Here is a 20,615-nt window from a genome sequence, read left to right on the forward strand (position 1 = left end):
GTTATAATTTGTTTTAGACATGATAATGACCTTTCTAATTTTGTGGTGAATCTTAGTAAGTTAATTATCTGTCTTTTTTTGTTTTTATAACACTATTTTGCTTTTGCACTTTATTTTACAACTCGGCCAAATTATTTCTTTAAAACAATTCCTTTACTTTTCAGTTTTTCGATTGTTTTTGCTCCAACACCTTTTAATTCAAGTAATTCTTTTTCTGTTACTTTTTGAAAATCTTTTTTTGTGAAAAGTTTTTTTTCAATAAATTGCCGAGCCACATTTGCCGATAAATCAGAAAAAATCGATTCATCTACTGTCTTTTTCTCTAATAGAGTTAAAGGTTTGACACTTGACCTTTTAGAAAAATGTTTTTCTATCCACTCAAGAACATAATCATCTATACTAAACACACGCATCGCATATTTATCATATAAAATCGCTAGTGACTGAATGCTATTCGGTATATATGTATCAAAATTAAATAATTCAAGATCTGCTAAAGCCTCTGAAAAATCATCTGAAAAAGTCACCATGTGTTTTACATCTCTATTAGCTTTACTTAGTAATGTCAATAATTCTTGTGCTTCTGATTGTCTATCTTCTAAAATAGCCATCACTAATAATGGAAAAATCATCATATCATCGTTTTTAAAATAAGATTGACTATAAAAAAGATTACTCGCTTTTTCCCAATCTGAAAGTAGACAATAAATATACATCAATTCATAACGAGCACCTTGATGATCATTTTTATCTAGTTGAAAATATAATTCTTCAAAACACTCTTTTGCTTTTTTAACCATAAATTGCTTCAAATATTCTTGACCTAAAATATATTTCATTCTTAAATAAGGTCTTTCTTCAAAATATATCCAACCAGCTTGATTTGTTTTTAACCACTTTTGTTTTTCAGATTCTTCAAGTTTTTTTAGTCCTTGAAGAAAATCAATGATATTTTCTTGAGATAACAACATTATTTGTGCATCAATATTATCTGGGTCTAACGCCAAGATTTTGTCACATATTTTTCGTTTTTTACTTCTATTTGGTTCAAACTCTAATTGCTCTAATAAATCATAAATCTCGTCTATCGTATCCATCTCATCACTTTCAAATGCTTCTGAAAAATATGGATTAATATCTTCTTTCTCAATTTGATTTAAAAAGCTTTGAATTGCTTCATCTTCCGTGGTATATAAATGCGCATTTTTTTTCATGAATTGATCTAATCTTTTAAAAATATCCATTTTATATCAACCTTTTATCTTCCTAAGCCTATAGCTTTTTCCATTCTTTTTAATGTTTCATTGGCAATGTCATTGGCACGTTTTGCACCTTCATCTAAAATACGATCTAATTCTTGTGAGTGAAGTAAAGCATTATAGCGTTCTTGAATAGGTTCTAAAACAGAAATAATTGTTTCGGCTAAATCTGTTTTAAATTTACCATATCCTGCTTCACGATATTCTTGCTCCAAATCTTGAATAGAACGTCCAGAAAAAACAGAAAAGATTGTTAACAAATTAGATACACCCGGTTTATTTTCTTTATCATAATATACTAAACCGCTTGAATCTGTTACGGCACTTTTTATTTTTTTACGAATAACACTTGGTTCATCTAACAAAAGCACGTAAGATTTTTGATTGCTGTCTGATTTAGACATTTTTTTCGTTGGATCTTGTAAACTCATAACACGAGCACCCGATGATTGAATAAGCGGTTCTGGTAAAACAAGTAAGTCTTGACCTTGACCATAACGGCTATTAAAACGATTTACAAAGTCACGTGTCAACTCAATATGTTGCTTTTGATCATCTCCAACAGGTACAACATGCGTGTCATACAAAGCAATATCGACAGCCATTAAAGGCGGATAACACAATAAGCCAGCAGAAACCGTTTCTTGTTTAGCCGATTTATCTTTATATTGCGTCATACGCTCTAACTCTCCAATACCGACATTACACAAAGCAATCCAAGCAGCTTGTGAATGTGCAGGAACTTCTGATTGAATAAATAATGTTGATTTTTTAGGATCGATTCCTAAAGCAATATATAAAGCGGCTAATGATCGAGTTTGTTCTTTTAATACGGTTGGATTTTGTGGAACAGTGATGGCATGTTGATCGACAACACAATAGATACAGTCGTACTCATCTTGTAAATCCACAAAATGTTTCATTGCGCCAACATAGTTACCAATGGTTGGAATACCAGTTGGTTGGACGCCAGAAAATATACGTTTTTTCATGTTTTATAATCTCCTAAAACTTGGAATATTCTTTTATTATACGAGAAAATATAGTGTAATACAAACAATTATATATCTAAAACAATTCTTTCAATTTTCTTTTGTTCCAAACCACTGACAGAAACGCCAATCAATCGAATGTTTTTATCCAAATCTCCATATTCTTCCCATAATTCTATTGCTTTTTGAAATAAAAAGTCCTCATTTTCTACCATTTTATCTAATTTTTGTTGACGTGTAATGGTTTCAAAATCTGTATACCGAATTTTAAGTGTTACAATGTTTCCACGTAAGTCTTTTACTTGTAGTTGCTTACTAACAGACTTGGCTAGTTTGCGAATAGCTATTTGGACTTCATTTTCTGTTGAAATTTCTGGATAAAAAGTGTTCTCTCTACCTAATGATTTACGCTTTCTATTTGATTTAACGGGACTATTATCGATACCATTTGCACGTTGCAATAATGAAAATCCTGATTTCCCAAATTGCTGTAATAAACGTGTAGCATCTATTTCTAAAATATCTTTTCCTTTAAAAATACCTTGTTCATGCAGTTTTTCAACAGATTTTTTTCCAACACCATAAAATTTTTCAATGGGTAACTCATTTAAAAAACTTTGTGCTTCCTCAGGTGTAATGGTTGTTAACCCTGACGGTTTTTGATAGTCACTAGCAATTTTTGCTAAAAATTTGTTATACGAAACACCTGCTGAACAAGTCAAATGTAATTCTTCCCATATATCTTTTTGAATACACTTAGCAATATATATCGCACTTTTATACCCTTTTTTATTCTCTGTTACGTCTAAAAACGCCTCATCAAGAGAAAGCGGTTCTATTTTGTCGGTATATCGTTTAAAAATCTCTCGAATTTGTTGAGAAACAGAGGCATATAATGTCATATTCCCTTTAATAAAAACAGCGTTTGGACATAATTCATAAGCTTTTTGAGAAGACATGGCGGAATGAATACCATATTGTCTAGCGATATAATTACACGTGGAAACAATCCCTCTACCATTTGTTTCTTTTGGATGCTGAGCAATAACAACAGGTTTATTTTTTAAACTAGGATTTTCTCGAATCTCAACAGACGCATAAAATGCATCCATATCAATATGAATAATTTTTCTTGATACATCATGATGAAAATGATTAAAAGATAAAACACCAATTTGCATAATGTCACCTCACTAACATCATACATTAAAAGTTTACTTTTTGTCAACTTTTAATTATGGTATTATCCATTTTTTAACGACCTTTTTTTGATATTTTGCTGTTGTTTCAACCTCTTTTTCAACTATTTTATCTTCCATAGATTTTGGAATGTGATATTTGATGAAAAAAATACTAGATTGATTGATAAAGCCGATATTTTCAAAATTTTTATCCGTCAACGTGTATTGTATCCCCTCACGTTTTGCCTCTTGTATATTATCATCTATGGCACCATAATGATGCGTCACAGAGAGTTGTTGTCCAGCTATATCAAAATAATAAAATAGATCATCTTTTCCTAAATACTCAACAACTTCTTCTACTGTATTCGCATCATACAAGCCAATATTTTCGAATGTATCTTTCATATATTCTTGTGAAGCTTGTTTTAATTCTGGATAACTATATGCTTCTCCAGAAAAAAGCAATAATTTGTATTCACGCACAGCTGCGTTAACATATTTTTCTTTTTTAGAAATCTCTTCGTATGTTTTGAAACCTGTATAAATATACACACTTGTTCCAATTAAAAACAATAAAGTAACAAGATTTAAATACTTAGCCCACCGCTTTTCTCTAATATATATTAAACATGGTATCCATATCAATAGTACAGCAGACATGATACAAATGAGAAATGGCATTGTTTCGTACATAAATGTTTCCATTTTCACAAAATGTTCAAACATAGTATTTCCTCCTTTTTTCTAAATTCTAATCCTTTTTTCATTAAAAGTAAATATAAACATATTCACTAGCTCTTCGTTCAATCGTGTTGGTGGGAGTAAGCCATCAACACGATTGAACAGACAATCAAAAAAGCTTTAAATCAACTTGTTAGGCATGTTGATTTAAAGCTTTTTTAACTTTATTTTTATAGACTTATTTATTTTTTACGAATTGTAAATCCTTTGTCGCGTCTGCCGTCTTTTGATTTTCTGTCGTAGCGGTCTGTTCTATCTTGTTTACGATCATTGTATCGACTGCCACCTTTATCATCACGTCTATCACGGTAACGTCTATTTCCACCTTTTTCATGGTTTCTATCATTGTAACGGCGGTTTCCACCGTCACGTCTTGTTTGACGTTTACGCATTGGTAATGGTTTTTCAGGTGTAATATTAACAGGAATTTCTTCTTTATCGCGTGCTAATGTTTTCATTAAAACTGTTGCCAATTCTGTTGGTGTATATTTACTCAACAATACATTCACAGCAGATTCAAAATCAGATAATTCAACATCAGAAATCATTTGATCAACTTGGTCTAACGCAACACGTAGTTGTCCCTCGAACGCTTCTTGACTAGTTGGTGGACGTAAAGGTGTCATACGTTTTCTTGTTAAGTCCTCAATCGTTCTTAAATAATCCATTTCATGTGGTGTTACAAGTGTTACAGACATACCTTCTTTACCGGCACGTCCTGTTCTTCCAATACGGTGTACATAGCTTTCTGGATCTTGTGGTACATCATAATTATACACATGTGTGACACCTGAAATATCTAGTCCACGCGCTGCAACGTCTGTGGCTACTAAAATATCTAATTTACCACTCTTGAATGCACGTAAAACACTCATACGTTTTTGTTGAGATAAATCTCCATGAATCCCTTCAGCTTTATATCCTCTAGCCTCTAGTCCACTAGCTAACTCATCAACACGGCGTTTTGTACGACCAAAAATAATGGTTAATTCTGGAGATTGTACATCAAATAAACGTGTCATAATATCAAATTTTTCATTTTCTTTACATTTCACAAAATATTGATCAATTAAATTAGCTGTCATTTCTTTTGTTTTAATGCGTACATGTTCTGGAGACTTCATGAAAGTCACACCAATACGTTTAATTGCTTCTGGCATTGTTGCAGAAAATAATAGTGTTTGTCTAGTTTCTGGTGTTAATTGAATAATGCTTTCAATATCTTCCAAAAATCCCATGTTCAACATTTCATCTGCTTCGTCTAAAACCAATGTTTCGATATGACTTAATGAAATGGTTTTGCGTTTAATGTGGTCTAATAAACGTCCAGGTGTTCCAACTAAAATATGCGGCACATCTTTTAACTGCTTAATCTGACGACCAATATCACTGCCTCCGTATACAACATTCACTCTAACACGTTTGTCTTTACTTAAACGGAATAACTCTTCTTGTGTTTGAATAGCTAATTCACGTGTTGGGGCAATGACTAATCCTTGAATGACACGATGAGAAGTGTCAATTTTTTCAAGCATTGGTAACCCAAATGATGCTGTTTTTCCTGTTCCTGTTTGTGCTTGGCCAATAACATCAGCACCAGATAATGCCAACGGAATCGTTTGTTCTTGGATAGGAGTAGCCTCCTCAAATCCCATATTTTTAATGGATTTTAAAAGGATATCACTTAATCCTAATTCTGAAAATTTCATATATTACCTCTCTCTTTTTTAAATAGAGAGTTTTTCTTGTTTGAAACGCTCTTCACGTAAAAAAATGGCTCGGTACAGACCAAGCCTTTATCTAAAAACTTAAAACTCTCTTTTGTTCCTATAACAGTATAACACAAATCACCTAATAAGCAACTAATATGTTTTCAAACATTTTCTGAAAATCAATATTTTCCGTACCAGGTCGGCGTTGTTTGTGTAAATCCTTTGAAATAATCATAAATTGTTTCGGCTAGTTGATACATCATTGTCATATCTTCTTTTTTCCCAAAATGATATGCCCAATACAAATTACCAATACAAGATTCAGCAGCATACACACTTAAAATCGGAAAAAAATCATCAGGAATTCGACCATGAAAATACCCATCAATAATACCTGTTTGAAAAGCAGCACTTTTTTCCACATTAAACGCAAACGGTTTAAACTCATCATAAGGATCTCCATACTCACTTCTGTCCCAATCAATGACATGAATATGTTGACCGTCATATATCATATTTCCCACATGAAAATCACCATGTTCAATTTTGATGGGCCGTTGCTTCATCAAAAATATATTCGATTGAAGATGATCAACAAACGTATCAAAATGGTTTACTTTTATATCAATGCTATTCGCATTTTTTAGTTTATTATCTACTTTTTGTTGATAATAGTCCAAAAAATGACATTGAACATCGACAGATATACCGTGTATTTCTGTCAAATATTGTCCGCACTCTATCCCTAATGCATATTGCTGTTTTATAGGTAGTGAATGTATGACATTTCTTAAAATAACACCTTGTTTCCATTCAAAGAGTAAAAAATCAGTTGTATCTGTTAAAGAACCATAATCAACTAAATGAGAAATATAGGGATTTTTTATAGCCTTTATTTTTTCTAACAAAGGCATTTGATTAGATACTTTATCGGTAGAGACAAGGCGCAAAAGAAATTCTTTCCCGTCTTTATCTTTGATATAAAATTTTTTGTCTACCGAATACCCTTTCTGAATTGGTGTTATTGCTTGAATAGAAGCATAAAACGGTAGCCTATCAAACATTTTATACCTCCTGTTCCAAAGCGTATAGCTCAATCGCTTTGGCAACGCCGTCTTGTTCATTTGTATCTGTAATATGTGTAGCAATTGCTTTAACATTTTCTGTAGCATTTCCCATAGCAACACTCACTCCTGCATATGCAAGCATTTCTAAATCATTATTTGCATCTCCAATTGCCATAATCTCTTCTCGTTTAATATTTAAACTATTGGCTAATTTCTCTAACGCCGTGGCTTTTGTTGCTCCTTTTGGCATTGTTTCAAAAATATAAGATTGACTTCGTACAACACTAAAATGTTCTGATAACTCTTTTTCATATTTTTCTTGGAATATATCTAGTCTTTCGGGGGCAGCGAGAAACATGCCTTGGAACATCGTATATTCGCCACTAATTGCTTCATCAATAGATAAAAATTGAGGTTCTAAAAAGACAAGTGAGGCATCTTTTTTCACTTGTTCTTGAGGCTCTTCATCAACACAAAAATAATGTTCCTCATCAAATAGTGTAAATTGTACATCTTTATTTTCATGATTGATACGATTTAAATACAACATATCATTTTTTGTTAATTGGTGCCAACTCACCAATGACCAATCTGATGTATGATGTGTGGAACAACCATTGTTTAATATGGCATACTCATCTTGTTTCAATCCTATTTTTTCATAAATCGGCTTTACTCCAGACAATGCTCGTCCTGTACAAATTACAATTTTTATACCTTTTTCAACGGCTTTATGAAGCATTTCAATTTGTGGTTTAGTCACTTCTTTTGCTTCATTCAAAAGTGTGCCGTCCATATCTATTGCTATTAGTTTTATCATACAATTTCTCCTTTTTTCATGCTAGGGGTGTGCAACCGCCCAAAAGGGTGTGCAAATGGCTCTAGGGGTGTGCAACTTTTAACGATTTGATTTTTCCATATTATTATAACATTTTTTATTGGTTTTCTTCCAATAAAAAAATACCCTACCTCCATGGCAGGGTGAATCATTATTCGCGAGTCATGTCATTTTCTCATCGATACAAAATTTTTCCATCAGTAAAGTGAATGGTGATTCTCTTGTCTGTTTCGATAACGATTTTCTCTATTAGTATATTAAACAGTGTTGGATTGAACTCCCTAATTAGGGTGTCCTGTTTTCCAATAATGTCAATACACGATTTTAAGTTTTGAATACGAATATGATAGTTGACCAACTCTTCCTTTTTCTCTTCAAGTAACAATTCTAGTTTTTCATATGTTTTAACCAATTTATCGTATATCTTTTGATAATTACTTTGGTCTTGTGCTAATTTTGAATTGGTGTAAACTAAATTTTCAACTTCGTCTTGTACAACAGTCAATTTATTGTTCAAAGTATTGATTTCATCTTTTAATGTCATATTACTCTCCAATTGATGAACTAAAATACCTAAATTATCAATAATCTCTTCTTTATTCGCAATTTGCTGATTTAAAGCATCAACAATCCATTCTTGAATGTCTTCATCTGTTACATGTGGTGTTTGACATTTATTCTTATCTTTATACTTATGGCTACATCTATAAATGTGTCTTTTATACTTACTATTAGAATGCCATATATATCGACAATACTTATTTCCACAACAACCACACTCTATTTTTGAAAAATAATTCTTTTCTGTTGCCCACTTTGTGTTATGTCTTAGTTGTACTTGCACCATATCAAAGATTTCTTTATCAATAATGGCTTCATGACTATTCTCAACATAATATTGTGGCAACTCTCCTTCATTTTTCTTCTGCTGCTTATTTAGAAAATCAACGCTATAGTATTTTTGAAGAAGTGCATCACCTTTATATTTTTCATTTTGTAAAATACTTTTCACGCTGCCATACGACCATTTCTCTTTACCAGCTGGAGTCTTTATATTTTTTTCAGTTAATTCTCTTGCGATTTGATTGGGATTTTTCCCTTTTAAAAATAAACTGAAGATGTATTCTACAATTCTAGCTTCATCCTTATCGACTTCAAACCCACCATCTTCACTTTGTTTAAAACCTAAAACCGTTGAATAAGAAAATGTCACTTTTCCTTCTGCTGCATTTTTACGTTTTGCCCACTTGACGTTTTCTGAAATACTTCTACTTTCTTCTTGGGCAATAGAAGACATAATGGTAATCAGTAGTTCGCCCTTTGAATCAAATGTCCATATATTTTCTTTTTCAAAATAAATTTCTACACCCTTGTCTTTCAATTGACGAACTGTCGATAACGAATCAACGGTATTTCTTGCAAATCGTGAAACTGATTTCGTAATGATTAAATCAATTTTACCATCCATTGCGTCAGATACCATTTCTTGAAATCCTAATCGTTTTTTAGTAGTTGTTCCGCTAATCCCTTCATCCGAATACATCTTCACAAATTCCCAATCTGACCGACTGTTGATATACGATTCATAATAATTCATTTGTGTTTCGTAAGACGATGCTTGGTCTTCTAAGTCCGTTGATACCCTCGCATAACCAGCAACTTTTCGTTTATGAACACTCGGTAATTTAGACTGATTGCTTAATCGTTTATCTGCTTCAATGGTAATAATTTTTTTAGTCATTCTTTTTTCCTTTCCTTAGATTGTTTTTCTGTTTTAATTCTTGTACCTTTTCAAAAATAGATTTGGCAACAATTGGTTCGTGTGCAGCTTCAACAATATATTTATTTAAAGCTCCTTCATTTGGTATAGATCGGCTTTTACCTCTCCGTCTATACGTCTTTTGTAAAATGAGAATACCTGTATAAGCTTCTTGATTTAATATGTTATGGATGATGGATCGTGTGAATGAGTTTCCTTTTCGTGTTGTAAAACCATCTTCATTTAATCGATTGGCTATTTTTGATGGCGTTATCCCTGAAATATAATCATCATATATTTTTCTAACTAACATTGCCTCGGATTCGTATATGTCATAGTGATCGTCTTTCCATCTATAACCTAGAATAGGTTGCGGATTATGGGGTATTCCTTGTTCAAATTTCTTTCTAACTTTCCATCTGATATTACTACTAATTTGATTTGACTCTTCTTCTGCTAAAGTTGCCAATAATGTAATCAGTAATTCGCCATCTGTCGTTAAGGTATCAATACTTTCTTTTTCAAATCGAACACTAATACCTAGTTGCTTTAATTCCCTTATAGTTTCTAATAGTTCGATAGTGTTTCGTCCAAACCTTGAAATAGATTTTGTGAGGATCATATCAACTTTTCCATGCCGACAATCATCGAGTAACTTTAAATAATTTTTTCGATTTTTTATTTGTTTGCCACTAACCACATCATCAGAGTAAACACCTACATACTCCCAATCAGGATGATTTTGAATCAATTGATTGTAATAAGATACTTGATTGGAGAGTGAATTTAGTAAATGATGATGAGATACTCGTGTATACGCTGCAACTTTTAACTTTTCTCGTTTTGGTAGTGCAGATAATTGCTTAATAACTTTCATTGTATCCTCCTTTTTGTTATGACTATATATCACTCTGAAACGTTTATTTATCAAGTATTAGGATCAATAATTTACCTAGTTTTGGCTCATATTTTTTAATCATTTTTTCTTTAAAAAGCTCATATTCTTCCGCTGTAATAAGATTATTTTTAATTAAATTATCAACAAGGGTCATTGTGATTTGAAAGGTTAATTCATTGTTTTTATTCATTATGTCCTCCAAATCTATCGTTTATGTAGCACTGATGTGAACAATACACTCTTTTTTTATTGGCGTAAGATTTAAATGATTCACCACATTTTTTACAGGTATGCGTAGTGTATGATTTCCGATTCACTTTATCTAAGTTCTTATTCCACCACTTCATACGACACGTATCACTACAAAACTGTTTCACTTTTTTGCCTTGTTTTTGAATAAGTGCTTCACCACAACCTTTACATCTATGACCATCATTTACCTTAACTTTCTCAATCCCTTCACGTCTACATACTGATTTAACCGTATTGACAGATATAGCTAGTAAACTCGCAATCTTTTTATAACCTAATCCATTTCTTCTTAATCGTATAATGTCATCTTTGTGAGTCATTTTCTCTACCTCCAGTAGATAAAGGACAAAAAGCGAGGTTCTAAGTACCAAAATTTATCCTGTCTACATCTCAGGCAACAAAAATAAATAAAAAATTAACCTTTAAAATAAAAAAAAGACCTACCTAAGCATCACTACTTAGATAGGCTTTCTACTATAATAGTTCATTTACTTTTTGTTGGACTTGATGATAATCGTATCCAGCTTGCGTTAAACGATTCTTTCTCTCTTGTCCGTTGCCCCATTGACCGTTAATGACTTCTCTAGCTACTTCATCAATAGATTTTAGTTTTGGGGTTGGTTGTCCACTTAACAATTCATTCACTTTTGCTTGTACTTGATTATAGTCATACCCCGCATTAGTCAATGTCGTTTTGCGACTAGCACCATTCCCCCACTTACCGTTCAATACTTCTGTTGCCACTTCATCGATTGATTTCAATGTAGGCTTAGATGTTGATGGTTTGCCCAACAAGACATTCACTCGTTCTTGGACTTGCAAAGGATCATATCCAGAAGCACGTAACTTTTGTTTGCGTTCCTCTCCATTTCCAAAACGTCCGTTAATGACTTGTCGTGCCACATCATCAAGATTCGTATAGGTTTGTTGAACAGGTGTCGATAACTGCCCACTTAATCGCTTATTCACTTCAGTCGCAATATAGGGGAACTTGCTACCAAGATAAGGTCCTGGACAGTTCGTATTCGCAAACCATTCATGCTTCGTCAAATTACCACTTGTATCACCTGTATAATTGAGTGACGGAATGCCGTTACGCTGACAAATATCCACACATAATTGAATAGTTTTTTCTAAAGCCACATCACTCACATGCCAGTTACCACCATACTCATCATTGGCCACTTCAATCGTAATCGCTCGGTTGTCATTGGCTGCACTTGACGAGCACCACGAACGATTATGTTCCTCAACATACATACCGACTCTACCACTGGAATCGACCCCATAATTCGAACTTGCTTGTCTTGACACTGGCGCAAATACATTCCCACACGTTTCAACCGATAGATTACCTGCCATGTGATGAATGGTAATCGTATCAATGGTATGATTGCGTTGCCCACTATGATTTGGGCTTAATTTGACATAATTGACTAATGGACTATTACTCATGTTCATTCCCTCTTTCTTTTAATTGTTGTAAAATAGATTTTAATTTTTCTGGAATTGGCAAACCTAAGTGGGCGGCATTTTCAATAATCGATATCCCTTCATTTGATACATAAAAGAAGATAACCATTGCGCGTAAAACACCTACATGCCCCAAAATCTGCACATCCAGTAAGTGGGCAATCCCCACTAATGCAAAAATAATGATTTTTCGTGCGATACCATTAAACCCAACGTCACTGGATAAACGTTTATCCGCAATCGCACACAAAACACCTGTTACATAATCTGTAACCACAAATACCAATAATGTGTATAACATGCCGTCTAATCCTCCTAAAAAATAACCAAGTGTGCCTCCAATAACTGAAAACACCACTTGGCATGTTGACCATAATTCTTTCATAGTGTATCCTCCATTCTTTACTTCCATTTGCCAACCACATTATAATTAAATATATAATTGGCATTCGATGCTTCTAAGCCTCTGACAACTTCAAAGACGCCTGTTTTAGATATAGAACCTACCTGTCCTGATCCAGCCATCACCATCCCTGCCCATGTAATAGGCGATAAAGTCACAATGACGGTCGGTAACTCTTTAAAAACAAAAGGGTATGCTAAATCCGTTGCTGCAATCGGTCCAGAAGTAAATAAACTTCCCCATCTATTTTTCACATCAACTGTTACCGACTTTCTCGTACTCAATTCCATCACACCACTATACCATTTACGGTAAATCCAGTTATTCTTCATGCCTTGTTCCATCACAAAATCACTCATCACGGCATTTTTATATTTAAAATCCCAGTTAGGTGATACATCAAGTGTGTTTTGTAATTCTGCAACCTTACCAACACCGATACCTTTTCCAGAACTGTGAAAATCGAGTAACACAAAGGCTGTTCCAACGCTCACTACAACTTGACTCGTATTAAAAGCATCTCTTAGTGTCACCGTCACTTCCCAAGAACTCTCCCCACTGGCAGGAAAGATGACACTCCCTGTTTTACTATACGTTTCCATTGGTATACTCTGCGTAGTCGATTGACTTTGGTTTTGCCGTTTGTAACTGTAACTGAGTACCTTTTGATTTTTATTGTTCACTGGGGCAACAGCACACGCATACTCCAATTTAATATACGCTCCAGACTCATCCAGTGTCCCATTGGCTTGGCAACGATTGGCTTTTGCCATCGTAATTCTAGGTTCATACCAATCATACACAACAGGGGTCACGACTTTTGTACCTGTCATTCCCCTAGAATCCACAACTCTAGCTTCTACTCGTTGTGACGTTGACGTAATCACTTCAGATGTTTGATCACTACTTTGATACGTTATCCCATTTAAAACTAAACTGCGTGTTGTCACAACGGCTTGTTCATACAGCCTTTCTGTTACGGTTGCTTTGATTCTAGACTTTCCTCTGACAAAACCACCATAGGTGTTATAAAAATTGTTCACATCCGTTAAGGTGATGTTGACAACAGGTGCCATATCAGTAGTGGCTATGACGGTCACAGGAGGTGTATCCTTACTGCCAATCAGTTGACTTCCTGAGTAAGTAAGCACCCTAAATAGTAATTTATCCGTTGAATGCGTTAAATAGCGTCCCCACCATTTGGGTAACGTCCATGTATCACTTGTTGCGACATTCGATGCGATGGTTGTCCAACTTAATTTTCCCTCCACACCTGCTTGAATAGTATGTGTAAAGGTGCTTGTTGCTCTTGGGGTATAAATGGTAATCGTATCCCCAAAAGACATACTTGTCTTATTCAAGGTCGGTTGTGTGGCTCTGGCAATAGTTGGCAAATCCCATGATCCACTCCCTCTAGCATTCACCGCAAAATAGTAAATGCCAGCTTCCACACTGGCACTAAAGGTTTTATGCCCATCTGAGTCATGTGAAATGGTAAATTGCCCACTCGCAACACTGGCAGTCCCGGTTAATTGAATACGACTGGCTGATTGGTAAACAGTAGACCCTTCAATGACCACCTTAAAGTTTCCCGACATATACCAAGTGTTTGGATTTGCACCATTTCCTCTTAAGCTCCAATTGATGGTTGTTTGATTAGTGGATACATTTTGATTGGCAACATGCCACTCAAACGTTAAATACCTAACGTCATACGCATTCGTGTGAAAAGAACCACTGCTTGCCATCTTAATTCACCACCTTTGTAAAACTTAAATTACCTGTTGATCTTGGCATAAAAGCAAACTTACCCAATTTTAAACTTTGCAGATACTCTCCATCTACCGCATAGAATTTTCGATTATGCCAATAGGCACTCTCCACACCACCTTGTAAAAAGACAATGCGCTCATTCTCAATGCGAAGCACAATGGGACTATTTTGTTCACCTAAAATAATGTGCCCATTTTCAAAGCGAATATAACGGCTGAGTTCTGTAAATTGTCTCGCATTAGCACCGTATAAGGTCTCTTGTAACTGTTGATACTGATAAAACTGAAAAGAAATGGCATCTGATGTTTGTGTCATCATCGTTTGAACCGCACTCAACAGTTCATCTGCTTTTTCTTTGTTGTAGTATTTCTCGGATACGTCCAGTTTGATTTCATTGGCTGATTGTTGAATATACGAATTGGCTTCACGAATGGCTCGAACAATCGCTGCTGTATTCAACTCTTTCATATGTTCTTGTAAATTCTGATAAATCGTTTCAATTGAATGCTCCGTATGGAACTGTGTCACGGTCAGCGTTTTTTCTTCAATCCCAATGGACAAAGTACTACTTTCTGGATGAAGTAAATCAAGGGATAGTTGACTGACAAGCATCCGCTCATCAATGTTAAGACTTGGAATCTTTACTTTTAGCTTTTGCCCTAAGCCAAAGGCATCAACTGCCTCTCCTGCTTTAGACAAATCAGCAGCCGTTAATGTTATCTTACTAATCAATAGAACAGAATCCGCTAAGTCTTTACGTCCTGCACTAAGCAAATTCGTTGGATCTGTGATGTAGTCATGATGGGTCACTTTAGTAATCTCTCCGTAAAGTGCTATCGCATGCTCATCTCGAAGCGCCTTATCGCCATGATTAACCGATTCAATCGTCACATAGCGTTCCGTATCCGTATCGTCATCTGTTATCTTACTGCCTAAAGGAATCACAATCGTAGCGAGTTCGTCACTAAACCATTCTCGTTTGGCATCCAATAAATTGATGGTTTGTTCTATGGTTTGATGATTCACATCATTCAAATCATTGACATAATCCAAGTACACACCATCTACTTGATAGCGGACATAAAAATAGCCACCCAGTTCTTTTAACAGTTTATCCCTTAAAAAAGACCAAGTGGATGTGTAATCACTAGATGAACGGACGATGTTCCCCTTTGCGGTATCATTGGTGACCGTCACATATCCTAATTTAAATTGTTTATCTGAACTAACTTGTGCATTATGACTGAGTAACACGTCCTGTAACACATCTTCAACACGTCTATTTCTAAAATCATACGGTTCAAGCACACTGTCATTGAAGAAGGCTAAGTCACTCTCACATTCAACGGTTTCTGTTTGAAAAAGATCAACACTAGGTGAGAAAACACGTCCCCTAAAAAGCAACCGATCATCGTCATATAACGTAATGATGGATTTCATATACTGGATTTGACCATAAGACGGATTGCTTTTAGGTATCGTAAAGGTCAATGTCCCGACCGTATTTAACGAACTGTTCAATCTCCCTTCAATAATGGTATACTCTGGAATGAGGGGATTATAGATTAAATCATTATCGGCATAAATGCGATACATTATAACACCTCCCTGATGTACTGAGTCGTTAACGTGCCATTGCCTGACACCCTTAACGTATTATTCCCCATTTCAAGGAGAATCCCTAATTGATGCTCACCCTTTTGCACCGTATATCGTTTCCCTTTGTATTCAATCGTCGCCATGCCAGTTGTCACAATACTTAATGGCGTTGGCATCCCTGCATACCCAATGGTGATGTACTGAAATGCACTTGTCAGTGTCGTACTCGATACCACTTCATCACCAATCAATCGAAATGGATAACAGTCTACCGTGGCTTTGATGGTCGATTTAGCTGGTGTTCGCTCATAAGAATGAAACGTCATCGTACCCACAAAATAACCCTCTAAATGTGAAAACCGAATATGCACCTGTTTATTATACACATGCACAAACAATAATGACCGAAGCCTTTCTCGCTCTTCTTCTGAACCGGTCATGCCTAAAACCAGACTGATGGTTCGATTTGAAAAATGTGTATAACCTGTTAAAGCTCTACTCATATCAAGGTCACCATTTCTGCCCGGAACAGATACTTTGTGTACTTTCATCTCAGGAATACCAATATCAAATTCTTCTAAAATAATTCCTTGCTTATATAAGTCTGTGTCATCAATAAACAGTGTAATCATCCTCTAGCCCTCCTTACTGCCATTTTTCCCAGTCCACTATCAATACTTGGGAGTAATCGTCCAACCAATGTCCCATCATCTAAGTAGATGGCTTGTGTACTATTTTCTGCGATAATCGCTAAGTATTTTTCAATCATCTCATTGCCTCCCATTTTCTCTTGAAACAGTTTATCCAAGTGATAATAAAATCCTTTTAACGGAAGAATCGCTTCATGCCCTGCTTCGCCTCCTGCCATTAAGGAAGTGCCATTCATACCAAACAATGTTGGTCGTGTCATAATCCCACCTTCTTTATACCAATCAATGGATAAGCTCGGTACAGATGGAGGGAGGATTGAAAAACTTCCCTTAATACTAAAATGTGGCAGTTTTATCTTTGGAAAACTAATCTTCATTCCAGCAAAGAATCCCACCACTGCATCAATAGCTTTTTTGACAGTATTCTTGGCAGCTTCAATCGGTGTGGTAATGGCTGATTTGATGCCATTCCATACATTTGTTGCCGTTGTTTTAATGCCATTAAAAATACTGCCTACTGTGCTAGAAACAGAATGAAATACCGTTGAAACAGCGGTTTTTATACCATCAAGAGCAGTGCCAACAGTAGACTTGATGCCATTCCATACCGTACTGGTGACACCTTTAATCGTTTGAAACACAGTTGACACCACATTTTGAATCATTGATAAGACCGTTGAAATTGTTGTGCTGATGGATTGCCATATCGAAGATAGAATCTCTTGGATAACACTCATAACACTACTGATTACACTAGATACGGCTTGAATACCACTATCAACAATTCCTTTAATGCCCTCCCATACCGATAGAATCACCTCTTTACAGTTTTCCCAAATAAACTGAAAAGGTAAAGTGATAAGGGCAAAGGCACCTTGTATTAAAGACACTAAAAATTGTAAGCCAACATCTAAAATAGCCTTAATCGTTTCCCAAGTGGTCGTAAAGAAAGAGACAATACCGTTCCAAGCCGTCATAAAGTAGGTGGACATATTCTGCACAACTGTTGTAACCGTTTGTGTGATGGTTCCCCATACATCCTTAAACCATTCCGTAATCGCTCCCCAGTTTTTAATCACTAAAATAATACCAGCGATGGCTGCGACAATACCTGCAATAATACCAATAATGGGTAATAAAGAAAGATGTAATGCACCAAATCCAGTTGCTGCTCCACCAGCTGCAACCCCAGCTGCCGTTGTTCCTGCCGCACTGGCTCCTCCTGCAACCCCAACAGCTGCAGTAGCAGCACTGGTTCCAGTTAATAAACCAATCAATGGACTAAGAACACCTGTAATCGTTCCGATGGCTGTGATTATTTTACCCGCTACGACAAGGATTGGTCCTACTGTTGCGACAATCACACCAAAGGTTGTAATCGCTTCTTTCATACCAGGAGATAAACTATCCCATCCAGATTTGATATTTTTAAACACTGTCGCTAATTTTTCAAGCATGGGTTTTAGAATCGTCATTAACGTATTACCGACATCGGCACCGACAATTTTTAATTGGTTCATCGTTGTTTGAAAACTATCAATTGGATCAATGGTGTTTTCGAAGGTCGTTTCAACTGAACCCATATTATCTTGTAAAGACGTCCCTAATTCACTAAAGTTCAGTGACCCATTTTTACAAGCTTGATAAATCGCCCCTCCTGCTCGTTTACCAAACAATTCATACGCCACTTGTAGCCCTTCCGTATCACTTTTGGCATGGACCATCCTATTTTGAATATCCGATAAGGCATCGTTTAGTGGCTTACCTTCTGCAGTAGCGTTTGTTAATGCCTTGGTTAATCCGGTCATCACTTGTGACGTATCAGCTCCGGACATTTCCACATTCCCTAGAAAGTTGGCAGCGTCACTGGCTGAAAAGCCGAGTTGTTGGAGCGAGGCGGCATTGGTAACCATGACACTGGATAAAGTGTCCATACTGATGCCTGTTCTCTGACCGACTGCATTCATCGTATCCAATAATGCCCCTGTATCTTCAGTCGTTAAACCAAAGGCTGCAATCACTTTTTGTGTGTTGTCGATTGCGGTAGATACGTCTACATTATTCAGTTGTGCAAACTTGATAAACTGAGTAGATAGTTCTTCTAGTTGTTTACCTGTTACACCAAAACGCGTATTGACTTCACCAATGGCGGCACCAGCTGTCTCAAAGTCTGTCGGAATACTGGTGGCGATACGTTCCATAATCCCTTGCATGTCTTCAAGTGCTTCACCACTTGCGCCAGTTTTAGTCACAATCGTATCGAGTCCAGCATCTACTTCATTAAAAGCACTAATAGACGCCGCACCAATGCCAACAAGTGGTAAAGTTAAGTGAGTAGATAACTTTGTGCCAATTTCTTGTGTTTTATCACCAATATTTTTCAGTTTATCCCCTACTTCTTTTACCGATAATGCCACCACATTCGGCACTTTCTTAAACTCTTCTTGTAACTTAGATAAAGACTGCTCGGTTTCAATGATTTCTCGTTGCAGAGCATCGTACTTATCTTGCCCTAGTTCGCCATTTGCCAGTTGCGTTTTGGCTTGTTTGTCTGCTTCTTTTAATGCATTTAATTTGATGCTCGTTTCATGAATAGCTTGTTGGAGGAGTTTTTGTTTTTGCGCCAGTAACTCCGTATTCTTTGGATCAATTTTTAATAGCCGATTTACATCCTTTAATGCAGACTGCGTATTTTTAATAGTACTATTTACAGACTTAAGTGACTTATCCAACCCTGTTGTATCCCCACCAATTTCAACAGTTATCCCTTTGATACGATTTGCCATGTGATTACCTCCTTTCCTAAAAATTGACATGAAAAAAGCACCTACTATTTAGTAAGTGCTACAAATACTTATCACTAATTAATTTATTAGTAAATCAATCTATTTAAGTTCTTTAGTTCTATTTCATTTATATTTATCTTAGAATATCCATCTTTCAATAATTTTACTTGGACAGACCAAAATAAATCTTCACATACATCTGGACGATTGGATGTTTTTAATCGATCGTCGTAATGTACTGTAGCTGTCAGAAATAACTTATCACAATCTATTCTAGTTGGTCGCGTAAATGGATTCCTAGATATGTCTGGCTGCTCATCATGATAATGGACCATTGGATTATTAATAAGCATATAAGGTTTTAGTGTTTGACATTTAATGTACTCATAATCTGTACCCAAATGTTTGTGACAAATATACATATGTGAAGCCACGGCCATTCCATCCGATATAGACGGATAAGGTACTTTCATTCTCACAACATCTCTTTCGTTAATCAATTAGAAGCCTCCCTTCTTCGTCAATATCGACGAATACCGGGTTATGGAGTTCTTCATTTTCCGCAAGAGTAAGCAACATATCGAAATGTTTCTCTGTAAGTGATTCCGAATCAGATTTTGAAAATACAAAATATTTTTTATCTAAATTTATAATTGTTGAGTTTTCTATCATATTTGTTGAATACATTGCATCTAATGTGTCAATCAGCTTCTCATCATTATAGTTGAAATCCGATTCATCTAAATCCACTTGATACTCACCAGACATAATGCGAGTTTCTTTGGATTTCCAAAGATTCATCTGATGTGTAAGATCCGATAATTCCTTTTCTGTCATAGTACCAACTATAAAAGCACATTTTTCAGCTCTTTTACCATTAATAGATTCAACATTTTTATCATACGCACTCTGAGCCGCCATATTAAAGCTTGCTCTTTCCTTAGTATAATCTCCCCAAACATTACTGAATACCGGACCTTTTTTATACCCTCTTAAATGACTAAAATCAGGGGTCTCTCCAGATACTTTCGTCAATGCTTCATAAAACAACAAAAATTTTTGCAACTTTAAAGGGGTCTCATATGATGTATTATTGTGTTTCTTTAGCCAACCACTTAAAGATAATTTTCTTTCATTTGAATAAATCATATTAATCCTCCTCTCATAAGTTATATCATTTTACATTAATCTGATATTAATGTAAATATATTTTTTCCGTTTTTTTGCTT

General features: G+C 35.3%; 19 protein-coding genes. All 19 read right to left on the reverse strand.

The window, feature by feature from the left end; genetic code table 11:
• Window positions 1-131 precede the first annotated feature (131 nt).
• The gene (locus GMA06_RS03265; protein ID WP_163561674.1) at window positions 132-1,214 is read right to left on the reverse strand and encodes a hypothetical protein; all 1,083 of its coding nucleotides are present in this window, start codon (window positions 1,212-1,214) and stop codon (window positions 132-134) included.
• A gap of 44 nt (window positions 1,215-1,258) precedes the next feature.
• Window positions 1,259-2,251 carry a tryptophan--tRNA ligase gene (gene trpS / locus GMA06_RS03270; RefSeq protein ID WP_163561675.1) on the reverse strand — a complete coding sequence of 331 codons (993 nt, stop codon included), beginning with the start codon at window positions 2,249-2,251 and terminating at the stop codon, window positions 1,259-1,261.
• Between the two features lie 68 nt (window positions 2,252-2,319).
• A complete protein-coding gene (gene dinB, locus GMA06_RS03275; protein ID WP_163545605.1) occupies window positions 2,320-3,432 on the reverse strand; it encodes a DNA polymerase IV in 1,113 nt (370 codons plus the stop codon).
• 54 nt (window positions 3,433-3,486) lie between these two features.
• The gene (locus GMA06_RS03280) at window positions 3,487-4,161 is read right to left on the reverse strand and encodes a hypothetical protein (protein WP_163561676.1); all 675 of its coding nucleotides are present in this window, start codon (window positions 4,159-4,161) and stop codon (window positions 3,487-3,489) included.
• 197 nt (window positions 4,162-4,358) lie between these two features.
• On the reverse strand, window positions 4,359-5,885 hold the full coding sequence (locus tag GMA06_RS03285; RefSeq protein ID WP_163545603.1) for a DEAD/DEAH box helicase: 1,527 nt from the start codon (window positions 5,883-5,885) through the stop codon (window positions 4,359-4,361).
• 182 nt (window positions 5,886-6,067) lie between these two features.
• A complete protein-coding gene (locus GMA06_RS03290; protein WP_163561677.1) occupies window positions 6,068-6,952 on the reverse strand; it encodes a phosphotransferase in 885 nt (294 codons plus the stop codon).
• Window position 6,953: 1 nt separating this feature from the next.
• Complete coding sequence (locus GMA06_RS03295; RefSeq protein WP_163545601.1) at window positions 6,954-7,775, reverse strand: Cof-type HAD-IIB family hydrolase; 822 nt, start codon at window positions 7,773-7,775, stop codon at window positions 6,954-6,956.
• A gap of 193 nt (window positions 7,776-7,968) precedes the next feature.
• Window positions 7,969-9,534, reverse strand: a complete 1,566-nt coding sequence (locus GMA06_RS03300; RefSeq protein WP_163561678.1) for a recombinase family protein — start codon at window positions 9,532-9,534, stop codon at window positions 7,969-7,971.
• Entirely contained in the window at window positions 9,527-10,429 is a 903-nt protein-coding gene (locus GMA06_RS03305; protein ID WP_163561679.1) for a recombinase family protein, read from the reverse strand. The genes GMA06_RS03300 and GMA06_RS03305 overlap by 8 nt, the downstream gene beginning before the upstream one ends.
• Before the next feature lie 43 nt (window positions 10,430-10,472).
• Complete coding sequence (locus GMA06_RS03310; protein WP_163561680.1) at window positions 10,473-10,640, reverse strand: SHOCT domain-containing protein; 168 nt, start codon at window positions 10,638-10,640, stop codon at window positions 10,473-10,475.
• Complete coding sequence (locus tag GMA06_RS03315) at window positions 10,633-11,022, reverse strand: sigma-70 family RNA polymerase sigma factor (protein WP_163561681.1); 390 nt, start codon at window positions 11,020-11,022, stop codon at window positions 10,633-10,635. The genes GMA06_RS03310 and GMA06_RS03315 overlap by 8 nt, the downstream gene beginning before the upstream one ends.
• Window positions 11,023-11,176: 154 nt before the next feature.
• A complete protein-coding gene (locus GMA06_RS03320) occupies window positions 11,177-12,157 on the reverse strand; it encodes an N-acetylmuramoyl-L-alanine amidase (protein ID WP_163561682.1) in 981 nt (326 codons plus the stop codon).
• Window positions 12,150-12,560: a phage holin family protein gene (locus GMA06_RS03325; protein WP_163545680.1), complete on the reverse strand. Its 411-nt coding sequence runs from the start codon at window positions 12,558-12,560 to the stop codon at window positions 12,150-12,152. Before GMA06_RS03325 ends, GMA06_RS03320 begins: the two co-directional genes overlap by 8 nt.
• A 17-nt stretch (window positions 12,561-12,577) precedes the next feature.
• Window positions 12,578-14,326, reverse strand: a complete 1,749-nt coding sequence (locus GMA06_RS03330; protein WP_163561683.1) for a hypothetical protein — start codon at window positions 14,324-14,326, stop codon at window positions 12,578-12,580.
• Between the two features lies 1 nt (window position 14,327).
• A complete protein-coding gene (locus GMA06_RS03335; RefSeq protein ID WP_163561684.1) occupies window positions 14,328-15,947 on the reverse strand; it encodes a phage tail protein in 1,620 nt (539 codons plus the stop codon).
• On the reverse strand, window positions 15,947-16,582 hold the full coding sequence (locus tag GMA06_RS03340) for a hypothetical protein (RefSeq protein ID WP_163561685.1): 636 nt from the start codon (window positions 16,580-16,582) through the stop codon (window positions 15,947-15,949). Before GMA06_RS03340 ends, GMA06_RS03335 begins: the two co-directional genes overlap by 1 nt.
• A complete protein-coding gene (locus GMA06_RS03345) occupies window positions 16,579-19,386 on the reverse strand; it encodes a phage tail tape measure protein (RefSeq protein WP_163561686.1) in 2,808 nt (935 codons plus the stop codon). Before GMA06_RS03345 ends, GMA06_RS03340 begins: the two co-directional genes overlap by 4 nt.
• Before the next feature lie 86 nt (window positions 19,387-19,472).
• A complete protein-coding gene (locus GMA06_RS03350) occupies window positions 19,473-19,886 on the reverse strand; it encodes a hypothetical protein (protein WP_163561687.1) in 414 nt (137 codons plus the stop codon).
• Window positions 19,879-20,535 carry a hypothetical protein gene (locus tag GMA06_RS03355; protein WP_163561688.1) on the reverse strand — a complete coding sequence of 219 codons (657 nt, stop codon included), beginning with the start codon at window positions 20,533-20,535 and terminating at the stop codon, window positions 19,879-19,881. The genes GMA06_RS03350 and GMA06_RS03355 overlap by 8 nt, the downstream gene beginning before the upstream one ends.
• Window positions 20,536-20,615 lie beyond the last annotated feature (80 nt).

Origin of the sequence: Granulicatella sp. zg-84, assembly GCF_010892375.1 — a bacterium.
In the GTDB taxonomy this organism is placed as follows: domain Bacteria; phylum Bacillota; class Bacilli; order Lactobacillales; family Aerococcaceae; genus WM01.

Excerpts from the sequence above, each read along its gene's own strand:
- GMA06_RS03265 (WP_163561674.1), bottom strand. The coding sequence starts at position 1,214 with ATGAAAAAAAATGCGCATTTATATACCACGGAAGATGAAGCAATTCAA.
- trpS (WP_163561675.1), bottom strand. The coding sequence starts at position 2,251 with ATGAAAAAACGTATATTTTCTGGCGTCCAACCAACTGGTATTCCAACC.
- dinB (WP_163545605.1), bottom strand. The coding sequence starts at position 3,432 with ATGCAAATTGGTGTTTTATCTTTTAATCATTTTCATCATGATGTATCA.
- GMA06_RS03280 (WP_163561676.1), bottom strand. The coding sequence starts at position 4,161 with ATGTTTGAACATTTTGTGAAAATGGAAACATTTATGTACGAAACAATG.
- GMA06_RS03285 (WP_163545603.1), bottom strand. The coding sequence starts at position 5,885 with ATGAAATTTTCAGAATTAGGATTAAGTGATATCCTTTTAAAATCCATT.
- GMA06_RS03290 (WP_163561677.1), bottom strand. The coding sequence starts at position 6,952 with ATGTTTGATAGGCTACCGTTTTATGCTTCTATTCAAGCAATAACACCA.
- GMA06_RS03295 (WP_163545601.1), bottom strand. The coding sequence starts at position 7,775 with ATGATAAAACTAATAGCAATAGATATGGACGGCACACTTTTGAATGAA.
- GMA06_RS03300 (WP_163561678.1), bottom strand. The coding sequence starts at position 9,534 with ATGACTAAAAAAATTATTACCATTGAAGCAGATAAACGATTAAGCAAT.
- GMA06_RS03305 (WP_163561679.1), bottom strand. The coding sequence starts at position 10,429 with ATGAAAGTTATTAAGCAATTATCTGCACTACCAAAACGAGAAAAGTTA.
- GMA06_RS03310 (WP_163561680.1), bottom strand. The coding sequence starts at position 10,640 with ATGAATAAAAACAATGAATTAACCTTTCAAATCACAATGACCCTTGTT.
- GMA06_RS03315 (WP_163561681.1), bottom strand. The coding sequence starts at position 11,022 with ATGACTCACAAAGATGACATTATACGATTAAGAAGAAATGGATTAGGT.
- GMA06_RS03320 (WP_163561682.1), bottom strand. The coding sequence starts at position 12,157 with ATGAGTAATAGTCCATTAGTCAATTATGTCAAATTAAGCCCAAATCAT.
- GMA06_RS03325 (WP_163545680.1), bottom strand. The coding sequence starts at position 12,560 with ATGAAAGAATTATGGTCAACATGCCAAGTGGTGTTTTCAGTTATTGGA.
- GMA06_RS03330 (WP_163561683.1), bottom strand. The coding sequence starts at position 14,326 with ATGGCAAGCAGTGGTTCTTTTCACACGAATGCGTATGACGTTAGGTAT.
- GMA06_RS03335 (WP_163561684.1), bottom strand. The coding sequence starts at position 15,947 with ATGTATCGCATTTATGCCGATAATGATTTAATCTATAATCCCCTCATT.
- GMA06_RS03340 (WP_163561685.1), bottom strand. The coding sequence starts at position 16,582 with ATGATTACACTGTTTATTGATGACACAGACTTATATAAGCAAGGAATT.
- GMA06_RS03345 (WP_163561686.1), bottom strand. The coding sequence starts at position 19,386 with ATGGCAAATCGTATCAAAGGGATAACTGTTGAAATTGGTGGGGATACA.
- GMA06_RS03355 (WP_163561688.1), bottom strand. The coding sequence starts at position 20,535 with ATGATTTATTCAAATGAAAGAAAATTATCTTTAAGTGGTTGGCTAAAG.